This is a genomic window from Rhodanobacter sp. C06 (assembly GCF_002001105.1).
GTDB lineage: Bacteria > Pseudomonadota > Gammaproteobacteria > Xanthomonadales > Rhodanobacteraceae > Rhodanobacter_A.
In genome coordinates this window covers 1-14,886 of record NZ_MUNP01000058.1, presented here as the reverse complement: position 1 = coordinate 14,886, position 14,886 = coordinate 1, and the positions used below count along the sequence as shown (strand labels likewise).

14 protein-coding genes are annotated in these 14,886 nt (G+C 70.0%); 7 read left to right on the top strand and 7 right to left on the bottom strand.

What is annotated here, in order from left to right; all coding sequences use genetic code 11:
• Positions 1-33: 33 nt before the first annotated feature.
• Positions 34-786, bottom strand: coding sequence for a GntR family transcriptional regulator (locus B0E52_RS11725; protein WP_077484023.1), 753 nt, complete (start codon positions 784-786; stop codon positions 34-36).
• A 217-nt stretch (positions 787-1,003) separates the two neighbouring features.
• Between B0E52_RS11725 and zwf the strand changes: the two genes are divergently transcribed.
• The 4 genes from zwf to eda all read left to right on the top strand — a co-directional run bounded on the left by zwf (position 1,004) and on the right by eda (position 6,135).
• On the top strand, positions 1,004-2,470 hold the full coding sequence (zwf, locus tag B0E52_RS11720; RefSeq protein WP_077484022.1) for a glucose-6-phosphate dehydrogenase: 1,467 nt from the start codon (positions 1,004-1,006) through the stop codon (positions 2,468-2,470).
• 13 nt (positions 2,471-2,483) lie between these two features.
• Complete coding sequence (gene pgl, locus B0E52_RS11715; RefSeq protein WP_077484021.1) at positions 2,484-3,188, top strand: 6-phosphogluconolactonase; 705 nt, start codon at positions 2,484-2,486, stop codon at positions 3,186-3,188.
• Between the two features lie 371 nt (positions 3,189-3,559).
• Positions 3,560-5,398, top strand: a complete 1,839-nt coding sequence (edd, locus tag B0E52_RS11710; protein ID WP_343124505.1) for a phosphogluconate dehydratase — start codon at positions 3,560-3,562, stop codon at positions 5,396-5,398.
• A 92-nt stretch (positions 5,399-5,490) separates the two neighbouring features.
• Positions 5,491-6,135 carry a bifunctional 4-hydroxy-2-oxoglutarate aldolase/2-dehydro-3-deoxy-phosphogluconate aldolase gene (gene eda, locus B0E52_RS11705; RefSeq protein ID WP_077484019.1) on the top strand — a complete coding sequence of 215 codons (645 nt, stop codon included), beginning with the start codon at positions 5,491-5,493 and terminating at the stop codon, positions 6,133-6,135.
• Between the two features lie 13 nt (positions 6,136-6,148).
• On the opposite strand, the gene B0E52_RS11700 is transcribed toward eda, so the two are convergent.
• From B0E52_RS11700 to B0E52_RS11675, 6 genes are all read right to left on the bottom strand, one after another.
• On the bottom strand, positions 6,149-7,021 hold the full coding sequence (locus B0E52_RS11700; protein ID WP_254426780.1) for a PhzF family phenazine biosynthesis protein: 873 nt from the start codon (positions 7,019-7,021) through the stop codon (positions 6,149-6,151).
• Positions 7,022-7,082: 61 nt separating this feature from the next.
• Complete coding sequence (locus tag B0E52_RS11695) at positions 7,083-8,375, bottom strand: MFS transporter (protein WP_077484017.1); 1,293 nt, start codon at positions 8,373-8,375, stop codon at positions 7,083-7,085.
• A gap of 37 nt (positions 8,376-8,412) precedes the next feature.
• On the bottom strand, positions 8,413-9,003 hold the full coding sequence (locus B0E52_RS11690) for a DUF2239 family protein (protein ID WP_077484016.1): 591 nt from the start codon (positions 9,001-9,003) through the stop codon (positions 8,413-8,415).
• A 102-nt stretch (positions 9,004-9,105) separates the two neighbouring features.
• Positions 9,106-9,822, bottom strand: coding sequence for a hypothetical protein (locus B0E52_RS11685; protein ID WP_139351662.1), 717 nt, complete (start codon positions 9,820-9,822; stop codon positions 9,106-9,108).
• A 171-nt stretch (positions 9,823-9,993) separates the two neighbouring features.
• On the bottom strand, positions 9,994-10,299 hold the full coding sequence (locus tag B0E52_RS11680; RefSeq protein ID WP_077484014.1) for a DUF1272 domain-containing protein: 306 nt from the start codon (positions 10,297-10,299) through the stop codon (positions 9,994-9,996).
• A 15-nt stretch (positions 10,300-10,314) separates the two neighbouring features.
• Positions 10,315-10,827: a GNAT family N-acetyltransferase gene (locus B0E52_RS11675; RefSeq protein WP_077484118.1), complete on the bottom strand. Its 513-nt coding sequence runs from the start codon at positions 10,825-10,827 to the stop codon at positions 10,315-10,317.
• Positions 10,828-11,142: 315 nt separating this feature from the next.
• Between B0E52_RS11675 and B0E52_RS11670 the strand changes: the two genes are divergently transcribed.
• From B0E52_RS11670 to B0E52_RS11660, 3 genes are all read left to right on the top strand, one after another.
• Positions 11,143-12,000 carry an EamA family transporter gene (locus tag B0E52_RS11670; RefSeq protein ID WP_077484013.1) on the top strand — a complete coding sequence of 286 codons (858 nt, stop codon included), beginning with the start codon at positions 11,143-11,145 and terminating at the stop codon, positions 11,998-12,000.
• Between the two features lie 117 nt (positions 12,001-12,117).
• Entirely contained in the window at positions 12,118-13,722 is a 1,605-nt protein-coding gene (locus tag B0E52_RS11665) for a peptidase S10 (protein ID WP_077484012.1), read from the top strand.
• A gap of 66 nt (positions 13,723-13,788) precedes the next feature.
• Positions 13,789-14,160 carry a nuclear transport factor 2 family protein gene (locus B0E52_RS11660; protein ID WP_077484011.1) on the top strand — a complete coding sequence of 124 codons (372 nt, stop codon included), beginning with the start codon at positions 13,789-13,791 and terminating at the stop codon, positions 14,158-14,160.
• Positions 14,161-14,886: the final 726 nt, after the last annotated feature.

Sequence of the window (14,886 nt, the reverse complement as noted above, 5' to 3'; positions counted from 1 at the left end):
TCGGGGAAGCGTCGCGCCGCGCGCGACGGGGAATCAGTCGGCGTGCAGCTCGGCGACGAAGTCGTAGATGTCGCCGCGGTACCAGGAGCAGGTGAACTCGACCACGCGGCCGTCGTCGAGGAAGCTGCGCCGCTCGATGTTGAGCCCGGCGCTGCCGGCGGCGACGTGCAGCAGGCGCGCGTGCTGCACGCCCAGCGACACCGCGCGCAGCCGCTGCAGCGCGCGCTTCGGGCGGCAGCCCAGCGTCTCCAGCACCTCGTACAGCGAGTCGCGCACCACCATCGGGTCGGGCAGCACGCTGGCCGGCACCACGCTGCGCTCGATCGCCAGCGGTTCGTCCTGGCCGTAGCGCACGCGGTGCAGGCGCGCCACCAGCGAGCCGGGCGACAGGTTCATCGCCATCGCCTCCTCCGGCGTCACCTCGCCCACGCTGCGCTCGAAGAACTCCGAGCGCGGATGCAGGCCACGGTCGCGCAGGTCTTCGGTGAAGCTGGACAGCCGCGACATCGGCTTGACGATGCGCTCGGCGATGAAGGTGCCGGCGCCATGGCGCTGGGTGAGCAGGCCTTCCTCGACCAGGCCGGCGATCGCCTTGCGCACGGTGACGCGCGACAGCTTCAGCGCCTGCGACAGGTCGCGCTCGCTGGGCAACGCTTGGCCGGGCTCGATGTCGCGGTGCTCGACCACGTTGCGGATCGCGCGGCGCAGCCGCAGGTAGGCCAGCGGCTGATGGCTGGCCGGGTCACGGCAGATGCGGCGGTATTCGCGGGCCAGGGCGGTTTCCATCCCGAGAAGATACCAATAGCAAACCATTGGCCGCAAGTCGTCTGGCCATCCATTTTCACCTCTTTTGGCGAAAACCCGCCTCCGAAGCGACCTGCACGACAATCATGAATTCGTATGCAAGGGGGTGCTTGCTCTGGTATTCCACTGGTACTATCGTCACGGAACGGGCCGCTCCCCTCCCGCTTGCCCGTCTTTACCCCTGTATCGAGGTGATTGCGTGACGGCTACTTTCCAGAAGGTCGACGCCTTCGACCTGGTGATCTTCGGCGGCACCGGCGACCTCGCCCTGCGCAAGCTGCTGCCTGCACTGTTCCACCGCCACGCCGACGGCCAGATCCCGGCCGGCAGCCGCATCATCGGCGTGGCCCGCGAGCCGCTGGACGACGCCGGCTACCGCGCCCAGCTGCGCGACACGCTGGCCGGCAACGGCGCCGACCCTGCGAAGCTCGACGCCTTCCTGCAGCTGGTCGGCTACCGCCCGCTGGACGCGCGCAAGGACGAGGGCTGGGACGCGTTCGCCGCGCTGATCGGCGAGCAGCCCGAACACATCCGCGTGTTCTACCTCTCCACCTCGCCCGAGCTGTTCGAGGACATCTGCCGCCGGCTCGGCCAGTGCGGCCTGAACGGCGAACACTCGCGCGTGGTGCTGGAAAAGCCGATCGGCCGCGACCTCGCCAGCGCGAACCGGATCAACGACGCGGTGGGCCAGGTATTCGCCGAGTCGCAGACCTATCGCATCGACCACTACCTCGGCAAGGAAACGGTGCAGAACCTCTTGGCACTGCGCTTCGGCAACGCGCTGTTCGAGCCGCTGTGGAACGCCAGCCACATCGACCACGTGCAGATCACCGTGGCCGAGACGCTGGGCCTGGGCCGCCGCGCCGGCTACTACGACCGCGCCGGCGCGTTGCGCGACATGGTGCAGAACCACCTGCTGCAGCTGCTGTGCATGGTGGCGATGGAACCGCCCGCATCGCTGTCGCCCGACGCCGTGCGCGACGAGAAACTCAAGGTGCTGCGCTCGCTCAAGCGCATCGATGAAAGCAACGCCAGCCAGCTCACCGTGCGCGGCCAATACCGCGCCGGGGTGGCCGAGGGCCAGTCGGTGCCGGGCTATCCGGACGAACTGAACGGCGCGAAGTCCGATACCGAGACGTTCGTGGCGCTGAAGGCCGAGATCGAGAACTGGCGTTGGGCCGGCGTGCCGTTCTACCTGCGCACCGGCAAGCGCCTGCCCGAGCGCGTGTCCGAGATCGTGGTGGCGTTCAAGCCGGTGCCGCACTCGATCTTCGGTACCAGTGCCGGCCCGCTGGCGCAGAACCGCCTGGTGCTGCGCCTGCAGCCGGACGAGGGCGTGAAGCTCTGGCTCACCATCAAGGATCCCGGCCCCGGCGGCCTGCGCCTGCGCCACGTGCCGCTGGACATGAGCTTCGCCGAGGCGTTCGGCGTCTCGCAGCCCGACGCCTACGAGCGCCTGCTGCTCGACGTGGTGCGCGGCAACCCCACCTTGTTCATGCGTCGCGACGAAGTGGAAGCGGCATGGCGCTGGGCCGACCCCATCCTCGCCGCCTGGGCCGCCGGCGGCGAGCCGCCGCGCCCGTACGCTTCCGGCAGCTGGGGCCCCAGCGCAGCGGTGGCGCTGATCGAGCGCGACGGCCGCACCTGGCACGAGGACAGCGAGTAAACGGACAAACGCGATGCCGAACGTCACCACCCACAGCTTCACGAATTGCAGTGCCCAGGCCGTGGCGCTGGCCGAACGCGTCGCCGCGCAGCTGCGCGAGGCGATCACGGCGCGCGGCCATGCCGTGATCGCGGTCTCCGGCGGCAGCACGCCGAAGGATTTCTTCGCGCAATTGTCGAAACAGGCGCTGGACTGGGCCAAGGTCACCGTCACCCTGGTCGACGAACGCTGGGTGCCGGACAGCGACGCACGCTCCAACGCGAAGCTGGTGGAAACCACCTTGCTGCAGAACGCCGCAACAGCCGCCCGCTTCGTGCCGCTGTATACCGGCGCCGCCACGCCCGAGGCCGGGCTGGCCGAGGCCGAGGCGCGCATCGCCGCGCTGCCCGCACCGTTCGACGTGGTGGTGCTGGGCATGGGCGAGGACGGCCACACCGCCTCGTTCTTCCCCGGCGGCGACCGCCTCGCCGAGGCGCTGGACCCGCAGGGCAAGGCGAAGGTGCTGCCGATGCAGGCGCCCGGCGCCGGCGAACCGCGCATCACGCTCACCCTGCCCGTGCTGCTGGACACCCTCGCGCTGTATCTCCTGGTGAGCGGCGAGAAGAAGCGCGACCTGTTGGCCGACGTGCGGCTGGGATTGGCCGACGCGAAGAACTATCCGGTGCGCGCGGTGGTGCAGCAGGAGCGCGTGCCGCTGGCGGTGTACTGGTGCCCTTGACCGGAGCGGTCGCGGCCCATGGATGGGTCGCACGTCGGGCAACGGCTTCACCGTTGTCCGACGGAGGTCAGACCGGCGCTGCCGGGCTGGCCGAGCCGAGCGAGTGCAGGATGGCACTCGCAAGGCATGAGCAAGGCTTCGTTTTTTTGCAGGCATGGCCGAACGCCGTACCTGACGCAGACACGGCATCAGAGCAAAAGCGCCGTGCCTGATGTCAACCATGGGCTCCTGCCCATGGTTGACTCGCCGGGACCAGACAAAGTCCGGTCCCGGCTCCGCCGAAGCAGGCGCCACGGCGCCTGCTTCGCGGGCGGGCCATCCGTGGCCCGCTGCTCGCTCCGTTTGTTGATTTCCGGAATCGTGTCATGACCCTGCACCCCATACTCGCCGAAGTCACCGCCCGCATCGCCGAGCGCAGCCGCGCTTCGCGCAGCGCCTACCTGGCGCGCATCGATGCCGCACGCGGCAACGGCACGCACCGCCGCCAGCTGTCCTGCGGCAACCTCGCGCACGGCTTCGCCGCCTGCGGCACCGACGACAAGGCCGCGCTGCGCAGCGGCCATGCGCCGAACCTCGGCATCGTCACCGCGTACAACGACATGCTTTCGGCGCACCAGCCGTACGAGCGCTATCCCGAACTGATCCGCCACGCGGCGCGCGAGGCCGGCGTCACCGCGCAGGTGGCGGGCGGCGTGCCGGCGATGTGCGACGGCGTCACCCAGGGCCGCGCCGGCATGGAGCTGAGCCTGTTCTCGCGGGAGGTGATCGCGATGGCCACCGCGGTGGCGCTGTCGCACGACATGTTCGACGGCGCGCTGATGCTGGGCATCTGCGACAAGATCGTGCCGGGCCTGATGATCGGCGCGCTGAGCTTCGGCCACCTCCCGACCGTGTTCGTGCCAGCCGGGCCGATGCCCAGCGGCATCTCCAACGACGCCAAGACCGCGGTGCGCCAGCGCTATGCCGAAGGCAAGGCCAGCCGCGACGAATTGCTGGAGGCCGAGGCGGCGTCGTACCACTCGCCCGGCACCTGCACGTTCTACGGCACCGCGAACTCCAACCAGATGCTGATGGAGATCATGGGCCTGCACCTGCCGGGTTCCAGCTTCGTCAACCCGAACACGCCGCTGCGCGACGCGCTCACCGCGGCCGCGGTGCGCCGCGCCGCGGAGCTCACGGCGCTGGGCGACGATTACACCCCGCTGGGCCGCATGTTCGACGAGCGCAGCGTGGTCAACGGAGTGGTCGGCCTGCACGCCACCGGCGGTTCCACCAACCACCTGCTGCACCTGGTGGCGATCGCGCATGCGGCCGGCATCGTGCTGACGCTGGAGGATTTCGACGCGCTGTCCGGCGTGGTGCCGCTGATGGCGCGCGTGTATCCGAATGGCTCGGCCGACGTGAACCACTTCCACCAGGCCGGCGGCATGCCGTTCCTGATCGGCTCGCTGATCGACGCCGGCCTGCTGCACGGCGACGCGCACACGGTATGGGGCAAGGGCCTCGACGCCTACCGCAGCCTGCCGTTGCTGGACGAGTCCGGCGAGCTGGCGTGGCAGGCGGTCACGGCGAGCGGCAACCTCGACGTGCTGCGCCCGGCCACGGCACCGTTCCGTGCCGACGGCGGCCTGCGCGTGCTCAAGGGCAACCTCGGCCGCGCGGTGATCAAGGTGTCCTCGGTGCCCGGCGACCGCCTGGTGATCGAGGCGCCCGCGGTGATCTTCCACGACCAGAACGCGGTGCAGGCCGCCTTCGATCGCGGCGAGCTCAACCGCGACTTCGTGGCCGTGGTGCGCTTCCAGGGCCCGAAGGCGATCGGCATGCCCGAGTTGCACAAGCTCACCCCCACGCTGGGCGTGCTGCAGGCACGCGGGCACCGCGTGGCGCTGGTCACCGACGGGCGCATGTCCGGCGCCTCCGGCAAAATCCCGGCGGCGATCCACGTCACCCCCGAGGCGGTCGACGCCGGCCCGCTGGGCAAGCTGCGCGACGGCGACCTCATCAAGCTCGACGCCATCGCCGGCACGCTGGAGGCGAAGGTGGACCCGGCCGAATGGGCGGCACGCGAGCAGGTGCATGCGGATCTTTCCGCCAGCCACGTGGGCATGGGCCGCGAACTGTTCGCCTCCCTGCGCAACGCGGTGGGCTCGGCCGACACCGGCGCCACCATCTTCGGCAAGCACGACCGCCACCACGCCGCCGACGCTTGAACAACACCGTAGGAGCGGCTTCAGCCGCGACCGGCTACGGAATCGCGGCTGAAGCCGCTCCTACGGCATCAACCCTCTCCCACGAGCCTCCCATGACCCCCCAAGACCACAAGCAGACCGTCCTCGCCGAGATCCTCGCGCTCGCCCCGGTGGTACCCGTGGTGATCATCGACGAGCTGGCCCACGCGGTGCCGATGGCGCGCGCGCTGGTCGCCGGCGGCATCCGCAGCATCGAGGTGACGCTGCGCACGCCGGTGGCGCTGGACGCGATCCGCGCCATCGCCGCCGAAGTCGAAGGCGCCGTGGTCGGCGTGGGCACCGTGCTCGACGCCGTGCAGCTCGAAGCCGCGCACCAGGCTGGCGCGCGCTTCGCGGTGTCGCCCGGCGTCTCGCCGAAGCTGCTCGACGCCGCCGACGCCAGCGCGCTGCCGCTGCTGCCCGGCGTGGCCACCGCGGGCGAGGCGATGAGCCTGCTCGAACGCGGCTACAAGCACTTGAAGCTGTTCCCGGCGGTGCCGGTGGGCGGCGCGAAACTGCTGGCCGCCTGGGCCAGCCCGCTGCCGCAGATCCGCTTCTGCCCCACCGGCGGCATCAGCCTCGCCAGCGCGCCGGACTTCCTCGCCCTGCCCAACGTGGCCTGCGTGGGCGGCTCCTGGCTCACCCCCAAGGACAAGCTCGTGGCCGGGGACTGGGCCGGCATCGAACAGCTGGCGCGCGAGGCGGCGGCACTGCGCTGAACGCAGTCCCGCTTCAGTAGCGGAAACTGCCTTCGATCACGGTGACGCAGGTGCCTCCGATCCAGATGCGGCCGTCTCCGTCGTGTTCGATCGCCACGCGGCCATCGCGCTGCAACGCCGTGCCCTGGCGCACCGTGTAACTTGCCGCGGGACGCCCGCCCTGCGCTTCCAGCAGGCAGGCCAGGGCGGCATTGGCGCTGCCGGTGACCGGATCCTCGCCCACGCCGAAGCTGCCTCCGGTCATCAGGCAGCGCAGCTCGAAGTCGGTCGGGCCGCCGGCGGCGTGCGGCCCGTAGATGGCCAGCCCGTCGGTGCCGGCGGCCCGCGTCACCGGCGCGAGCGCCGCGATGTCCGGTTGCAGGGCCAGGCAGTCGGCGGCCGATTGCATGCGCACCACCAGCCACGGGGCACCATTGTCGACGGTGCAGGGTGGCGCGGCGAAATCGATCGCATCGCTGTGCAACGCACGCGCCAGTTCGACATGCCGTGCCACCGGCATCGGCGTGATGCGCGCGGGCGGCGCGGCGAAGGCCCAGCAACCGTCGTCGCGTTCGCTCAGCTCCACCAGGCCCACGCCGCACTGCTGCACCAGCCGACCCGGACGGCGCGGCCGATAGCCGCTTTCGCGCAGCGCGTGCGCCGTGCCCAGGGTGGGATGTCCGGCGAACGGCAGCTCGCCGCCGGTGGTGAAGATGCGCACGCGGTAGTCCGCATCCGGATCATCCGGTTGCAGCAGGAAGATGGTCTCCGACAGGTTGGTCCAGCGCGCGATCGCCTGCATCTGCGCGGTGTCGAGGCCGTCGGCTTCGAACACCACGGCCAGCGGGTTGCCCTTGAACGGCACCGCGCTGAACACGTCGACCTGGCGGAAGCGAACGGTGTGCATGGTGTTCATCGGACAACCCGTCTCCTCAAGCATGTGCCGCTACCCTACAGGACGATGCCGGTCACTCCGCGGCCGGCATGCGCAGCGGCGTGCCGATGGCGCGCAACGCCGGGCTGCTCATGCAGGTCAACGCGATCGCCGTGAGCGCGAGTCCCGCGGCCGCGAACATCGCGGGCAGCGACACCAGCTTCAGCAGGCTGCCGGCGAGCGCCGCCGACAACGGCCCCAGGCCCATGAAGGCGAACATCAGCACGCTCATCGTGCGACCCATCATCGCCGGCGGCACGCGGCGCTGGATCCAGCTGACCACGGCGATCTGCGCGATGCCGGCGAGCAGGCCCGTGGTGGCGAGCAATGCCGCGCCGGTCACGGTGGAGTGATCGAAGGCCAGCGCGGCCAGCGCCAGGCCGGCGAGGCTGTCGATGCACAGGATCATCAGGCCGAGTTGTCCACGCGCGCGCCGGCTGACCCAGCCGGACAGGAAACCGCCGACCAGCATGCCGCCGCCGTTCGCGGTCATCAGGATGCCGAGGGAGGCGGCGCCATGGTCCAGCCGCGTGTCGGCCAGCACCGGCAGGCCCACCTGCAACGGCCCGCCCACGAACACCGACACCACCGCCACGTAAAGCATGAAGGCGCGCAGCGGCAGGTCGGCCCAGATCGCGCGCAAGCCGCCCAGCACGTTCGCGAGCACGTGGCCTTCGGTGACGCGTGCGTGCACGTCGTCGCGCCGGCGGATCAGCAGCAGCGACGCCAGCGACACGAGGAAGCTCGCGGTGTCGACGGCGAACGCCGCGCCGAGCCCGCTGGCGTCCACCACGCCGTGTGCCGTGGCAGGCGCGGCGCCGGCGCCGATCACCAGGCCGGCCAGGCCCGGCCCCACGAACAGGCTCAACTGGCGCGCGCCCATCATCAGCGCATTCGCCGCTTGCAGCTGCTGCGGCGGCAGCAGGCTGGGCAGCAGCGCGGAACCGGCCGGGTAGGCGAACGCGGTGGACAAGCCGATGCCCAGCGCCAGCGCGTAGACCACGGGCATGCGGATCGCGCCGGCGAAAACCAGCAGCGTCAGCACGCCGATCAGCACGGCATTGATCGCGCGCGCCCACAGCAGCACGCGGCGCGGCGACAGCCGGTCCACCACCGCGCCGCCGATCAGCATGAAGGCCGCACGCGGCAGCGCCATCGCCGCCAGCACCAGGCCCAGCGCGGCCGGGCTGCCGGTGAGCTTGAGCACCAGCCACGGCAACGCGACCAGCGTGAACTGGTCGCCCAGCGCGGAAATCGCGCTGCCGGCGAACAGCAGGCGGAAGTCGCGGTGGGCGAGCGGCGAAGCTTGGGGAGTCGCGGAGGACATGGGGGATTCCGTTGGGTCGATGCGTTGCGCGGGAGGTTCAGCCCGCCTCGGCCTGCGCATCGCGGGCGATCGCGGCAAGGCGGCGAGCGTGCTCGCGCACGTCCTTCGGCCAACCGCGGGTATGGCGGTTGAAAGCGTCGCGGTCGCCGCGCCACAGCGCGCGCGAGGCTTCCTCGTAACCGGCGAGGTCGCCCGCGACCACGCGCATGAAGCGATCGGCGGCTTCGCCGGCGAGGCGGGCGCGGTCCTTCGCGCTGCTGTGGCGGCGGGCATCCTCCACCAGCTTGCGCAAGGTGACCGAGGCGCCGCCGGGCTGGCTGTTGAGCCAGTACCAGTGGCGCGGCAACAAGGTCACCTCGCGCGCCACCACGCCGAGGCGAGGGCGGCCGGCGCCGCGCGGCGCATCGTCGCCCGCGGTCGGCCGCAGGCGCGCGAACACCTCGTCCGCGCTGCCGCGGAAGTCGATTTCCACCGGCTGGCCGGTGGCGTCGTCGAGGATCAGCGGCGTGCGCGCGGGGTGCTTGTCGAGCAGGCGCTTCACCGCCGCCGCCACCTCGGCGAGTGCACCGGTGGCGATCAGCGCGTGGCCGTCGAAGGCGGTGCAGCTGGGGCTGTCGTGCGGGGACATGGGCAATCCGGGTGTGGCCGGCCACCTATTTTGCCCGGGTCAAATGTGTTGTCAATACTACCCGGGCAAAATAGGCACCCGTCCACACGGCGACGACTGCGCTCAATGCGCGCCGACGACCTGCCGCGGGCGGTAGAAGTTGTACATCGCGGCGCCCGGTTTCAGCGGGTCGGGACAGCCGTAGCGCGCGGCGATGGCGGCCATCCCCGCGTCGTCGGTGTCGACGTGCTGGCTGATCCGTTCCTGCACCGACATCGCCTGCTGGCGCTCAAGCTGGAGACAGTGCGGATCGACGGCGCCGGTCAGGCCGCCGATGATGCGCACCACGCCGGCCAGTCCCTGCATGCGCGGATCGGCCATGCGGAAGGTCGGCATGCCGCGGATCGGCGCGCCGCTGCCCGGCACGCGCACGTTCTGCTGGCCGTAGTCCGGGCCCGCGAAGCGTCCGCCTCCGGTGATGAATGCCGGTGATGGCGTGGCGATCAGGCTGTCGGCGGCACGTGGCGTGGTCGGCGATAGCGGTGCCGTCGCCTGTGCCGTCGGCAGGGTGGGCAAGGCCACGGGTGGCGGTCGATGTGCGCGCGACACGGAAGGCACGGGACGCGGCAACGCGGGTTGCGGCGGCGTGACCGGTTCGATCCGCACCGGCAACAAGCGGACGAGCAACGCATCCGGCACGGCGGTTCGCGATTCCTGCGTCGGCCAGCGCCAGCCCGACGATGGCGCGAGCAGGAAGGCGAGGAAGCCCAGATGGATCAGCAGCACCGCTGCCAGCGTGGCGATGCGCGTCCAGCGCAGGCGCCGCCGCACGGATGTCACGCGTTTTGCCGATGCCTTCCGTCCGATCACGCGGCGAGCTTCCTTCCCGGTCGTGCGGCGTCGAACGGCGCACAGGCCTGGACGCAGACCGGGCACGCGCCAATTGGTTCCGCGCAAGCGGCGGGCGCCGGATCGGTGCCCGGGAAATCAGGACGGGCTCCGCGCGCCCGATCAGCGCCGTTCGGGCGGCAACTCGCGCAGGCGCGCGGCGAACGCGTCGTGCGCCGCGAGATCCACCGGCTTGAACACGCGCTTGTCGCTGGCCGGCTGGCGGCCGAGGCACACGCCGCCTCTCCACTCCTGCGCGGGGCGGATCGGCCGCGGCACGAAACCGCCGCCGCAGTTCGGGCAGACGTCGTGCAGGAGCGCCACGCAGTCGCGGCAGAACGTGCACTCGTAGGAGCAAATCATCGCTTCCGTCGAGGCGGGCGGCAGCGGCTTGTCGCAGTGCTCGCAGGTGGGGCGCAGTTCCAGCATGCGGAGGTCTCCGGCTCAGGGGGCCAGGCGCAGCTGCATATGTTCCTCGTCGTGGAACACGCCGGCTATCTGCAGTGCCTGCGGCTGCACGCCCCAACCCACGAAGCCCATCGTTCGGTACAGCGCCTTCGCCGCCGTGTTCGTGGCGTTGACGCTGAGCCCGAGCTGGCGCACGCCGGCTATGGCCCGCGCATGCGCAATCGCCGCGCGCAGCAGCGCGGCACCACAGCCGCGCTGGCGATGCGCCGGCGCCACGTACATGCCCGCCAGCTCGGCGCCGTGGCTCAGCTTCGCCCGTTGCGGATGGAGCAGGGCCACGAAGCCGGCCAGTTCGCCATCCACGAAGATGCCGAGCGTGCGGACCGAGCCGTCCGCGGCCGGCACGAGGCGTGCCGCCACCGCGTCGACGCTGCGGTCCGCCTCGTCCTCGACGCTGGCGCTGAACGCCTGCGGGCTGTCGCGCAACGCCTGCAGGCGCAGCGCCTGATAAGCGGGGGCATCGCGGCGGTCGAGCAGCCGAATTTCCATGGAAGTCGCCTGTGCCTGCATGTGGAAGAGCAATGCTCCGAAGTCACTCACCGTCATCCCGGCGAAAGCCGGAAGCGCTTCACAACAGCGAAGCCGGTCATCCAGTGACTTTCGGCACGCGGCAGAGGCACTGGATGACCAGGCATCCGTCTGTTGAAAACCCGGCTTTCGCTGGAATGACGAGCGAGAAAGTCGCTTCACTTCGAAGCATTGCGGACAAAGGTGCCGCGCAGTCATGGTTCCACGGGAATGACGCCGATCGCAATCGACGACGCAGGCGTTAAGCTCGCGATCCTTCCGCCACGGGAACCTCCGATGATCTACGTGCTGGCGAGCGCGATCTGCAGCGTGCTGGTGTCGGTGCTGCTGAAGCTGGCGCGGCGCTTCGGGCTGGACATCGGCCAGGCGGTGGCGTGGAACTACGTGGTGGCTGGCGCGCTCGCCGCACTGCTGCTGCCGGCCCCGCTGGCGCCGCTGCGGCAAGCGGGCGCGCCGTGGTTCGCGCTGGCCGGGCTGGGCGTGCTGCTGCCGGTGATCTTCCTCGCGCTGGGCGCCTCGGTACGGCATGCGGGCATCGTGCGCTCGGACACGGCGCAGCGGCTGTCGCTGCTGCTGTCGCTGCTGGCGGCGTTCCTGCTGTTCGACGAACGGCTGGATGCCATCAAGGCGCTGGGCTGCGTGCTGGGCCTCGCCGCGCTGCTCGGCATGGTGTGGCGATCGGAACACGGCCACGATGCCAACGGTTCGGCGCGCTGGCTGTGGCCGCTCGTGGTGTTCGCCGGCTTCGGCGCGATCGACGTGCTGTTCAAGCGCGTCGCCGCGGCGCACGTGCCGCTGGGCACGTCGCTGGTCGCGATGTTCGCGCTGGCGCTGGTGGTGGCGTTCGCGCTGGCGGCGTGGCGGGCGGCGCGCGGCGGCGCGCGCTTCCGCCTGCGCAATGCGTTGGGCGGCCTGCTGCTGGGCCTGTTCAACTTCGGCAACATCCTGTTCTACCTGCGCGCGCACCGCGCGCTGCCGCAGCACCCGGCGCTGGTGTTCGCCAGCATGAACCTGGGCGTGGTGGTGCTGGGCGCGCTCACCGGCGTGCTGCTGTTCCGCGAACGGCTGAGCCGCATCAACCTCGCCGGCCTGTTGCTGGCACTGCTGGCGATCGCCTTGCTGGCCTGGGCCTGAGCGCAAGGTATTGCCGTGACGGCTGTGACTTCCGGGGCATGCACGGGCGGGCATGCGGCTCCATGCTGGCCGCTTCCCGAGGCGCCGCGCGCCTCCGTCATCCCGAGGATTTCACCCATGCGCAAGCTGCCCCTCGCCGCGGCCGTCGCCGCCCTGCTGCTCAGCACCGCCGTCGCCGCCGACACCGGCAAGCAGCACGACAAGGAGCAGCCGGCGAAGGCGCCCGACGCGGCCCTGGTGAAGCCGCAGTCGTCGACCAGCGAGGGTTCGGTGTCGGTGGAAGGGCACAGCATCGGCTACAAGGCGGTGGCCGGCACCCTGGTGCTGCACGGCTCGGGCGACAAGGAGCACGAGCCCACGGTGAGCATGTTCTACGTGGCCTACCTCAAGAAGGGCGCGAAGGCGAGCGAGCGGCCGGTCACCTTCATCTACAACGGCGGCCCCGGCTCGGCCACGGTGTGGCTGCACATGGGCGCGTTCGGGCCGAAGCGCGTGGTGACCGCCGACGACACCCACACGCCGGCCGCGCCCTACCAGCTGGTCAACAACAGCTACAGCCTGCTCGATGCCTCCGACCTGGTGTTCATCGATGCGCCGGGCGCCGGCTTCAGCCGGCTGATCGCCGACGACAAGGACCCGGCCAAGCGTGCCGAACAGATGAAGGATCGCGAGAAGGCGATCTACGGCGTGGACGGCGACGGCCACGCGTTCGCGCAGTTCATCACCGAGTTCCTGTCCAAGTACGGCCGCTGGAATTCGCCCAAGTACCTGTTCGGCGAGAGCTACGGCACCACCCGCTCGGCGGTGGTGGCCAACATCCTCACCAACGAGGACAGCGTGGACTTGAACGGCGTGATCCTGCTGTCGCAGATCCTCAGCTTCGACAACAGCATCGACGGCCCGGAGACCAACCCCGGCGTGGACCAGCCCTACGAACTGGCGCTGCCCACCTATGCGGCCACCGCGTACTACCACCACCGGTTGCCGTCGCCGCCCGCCGACCTCGACACCCTGCTGGGCGAAGTGGAACCGTTCGCCACCGGCGAATACGCGCAGGCGCTGATGGCCGGCAGCACGCTGGACGCCGCGCGCAAGCAGGCCGTCGCCGAGAAGCTGCAGCAGTACACCGGCCTGCCCGCGGCGTACTGGGTCAAGGCCAACCTGCGCGTCTCCGGCGGCATGTTCGAGCACGAACTGCAGGCGAACGACGACACCACCACCGGCCGCCTCGACACCCGCTTCTCCGGCCCGTCGCTGGACCCGCTGAGCAAGGAGTCGGAATACGACCCGCAGTCCTCGGCGATCAGCTCCGCCTACATCGCCGCGTTCAACGACTACGTGCGCAAGGACCTGAAGTTCGGCGACGGCCAGCGCTACCGCGAATACGCCGACATCCACCACTGGGACATGTCGCACAAGGCGCCGGGCAGCCACGAGGCGTTGCAGCAGTCCACCAACGTGATGCCGGACCTCGCGATGGCGATGAAGACCGACCCGGACCTCAAGGTGATGCTCAACGGCGGCTACTACGACCTCGCCACGCCGTTCTACGCCGCCGAGTACGAGATGCACCACCTGCCGATCCCCGACTCGCTGCAGCAGAACATCTCCTACCACTGGTACCCCTCCGGCCACATGGTCTACGCCCACGAGCCCTCGCTGAAGCTGCTGCACGACAACGTGGCGCGCTTCATCGAGAGCACCGACAACGTGAAGCACTGAACCCGACTGGCAGGCTCGGCGGCCCCGTGCTGAAATGCACGGCCCGCCTCAAGCCGGAACGAACGTATGCGCGCCCTGGTCGACCGCTACCTCGATGCCTACAACCGCATGGACGTCGCCGCCATGCTGGCCACGATGCAGGACGAGGTGGTGTTCGAGAACTACACCGCCGGCGTGCTCAGCGTGCGCACGCTGGGCATCGCCGAGCTGCGCCACCTGGCCGAGAGGTCGCGCCACCTGTTCTCGATGCGCCGGCAGACCATCACCGCGTGGCGCGAGGATGGCGACAGCGCCCACGCCAGCATCCATTTCGAGGGCACGTTTGCGGTCGACCTGCCGAATGGGGTGCGCGCGGGGCAGTCGATCGCGCTGGATGGGCGCAGCGAGTTTCGCCAGCATGATGGAAAGCTGATCTATATCGCTGACTACAGCGAGTGAGGGCTAGCGCGGGGCGCCGCACTTTCTCCCTCTCCCCTTCGGGGAGAGTGTCGGGGTGAGGGGCGGGTGCTCGCGACTCCCTGCATTTCCCTCTCCCACTTGTGGACGCGGGGAAGGGCCATGGATGGCCCTGCTTTGAGGAGCGAGGAAGAGGGGCCGGGGGAGAGGGGCTCTTGCTCTTCTCCCGCCAGATTCAAAGCGGTTTCGAGCCGCTGTCGCGGCCCGAGTCACTTTTCTCTGCGTGGCCAGAGAAAAGTAACCAAAAGAGAGGCCACCCTGATGGCGCGCCCTCCAGGCATCCTGCCTTCCGGGTGCACGGGCGGGTTACGGGGTTTTCCGACGGCACGTCCCTGTACCGGCGGAAAACTGGCTCGCATCCATGCGAGCCATCCTGCGGACTTTCCTCCACCCGCCCGCCGCGCCATAGGGGCCCCGGGTAAAGCAGCGCGCTCCAAGCGCGCACTCGGACGCAACCGCTGCGCGGCTGCGAAAACACGAGGATTAATTACCCATGCCCATTACCCATTAGGGATGGTCTGATCAATCACCGCCTCATGCTCTCGGCGCGTATTTGAGCCAGCGGCAGGCAAGATGCTCCTGCCCGCGAGCCCCATTCCATGTTCTTCGTGCCGCCGCCAGCCTTTTCAGGCCACGGCGGACGCAGCAACCCTATCTCGGTTGCAGCAGTATCCCGCGCGCCATCCATAGGTTGACCAGCGCAAACAG

Excerpts from the sequence above, each read along its gene's own strand:
- B0E52_RS11725 (WP_077484023.1), bottom strand. The coding sequence starts at position 786 with ATGGAAACCGCCCTGGCCCGCGAATACCGCCGCATCTGCCGTGACCCG.
- pgl (WP_077484021.1), top strand. The coding sequence starts at position 2,484 with ATGCCGAACGTCACCACCCACAGCTTCACGAATTGCAGTGCCCAGGCC.
- eda (WP_077484019.1), top strand. The coding sequence starts at position 5,491 with ATGACCCCCCAAGACCACAAGCAGACCGTCCTCGCCGAGATCCTCGCG.
- B0E52_RS11700 (WP_254426780.1), bottom strand. The coding sequence starts at position 7,021 with ATGCACACCGTTCGCTTCCGCCAGGTCGACGTGTTCAGCGCGGTGCCG.
- B0E52_RS11695 (WP_077484017.1), bottom strand. The coding sequence starts at position 8,375 with ATGTCCTCCGCGACTCCCCAAGCTTCGCCGCTCGCCCACCGCGACTTC.
- B0E52_RS11690 (WP_077484016.1), bottom strand. The coding sequence starts at position 9,003 with ATGTCCCCGCACGACAGCCCCAGCTGCACCGCCTTCGACGGCCACGCG.
- B0E52_RS11680 (WP_077484014.1), bottom strand. The coding sequence starts at position 10,299 with ATGCTGGAACTGCGCCCCACCTGCGAGCACTGCGACAAGCCGCTGCCG.
- B0E52_RS11675 (WP_077484118.1), bottom strand. The coding sequence starts at position 10,827 with ATGGAAATTCGGCTGCTCGACCGCCGCGATGCCCCCGCTTATCAGGCG.
- B0E52_RS11670 (WP_077484013.1), top strand. The coding sequence starts at position 11,143 with ATGATCTACGTGCTGGCGAGCGCGATCTGCAGCGTGCTGGTGTCGGTG.
- B0E52_RS11665 (WP_077484012.1), top strand. The coding sequence starts at position 12,118 with ATGCGCAAGCTGCCCCTCGCCGCGGCCGTCGCCGCCCTGCTGCTCAGC.
- B0E52_RS11660 (WP_077484011.1), top strand. The coding sequence starts at position 13,789 with ATGCGCGCCCTGGTCGACCGCTACCTCGATGCCTACAACCGCATGGAC.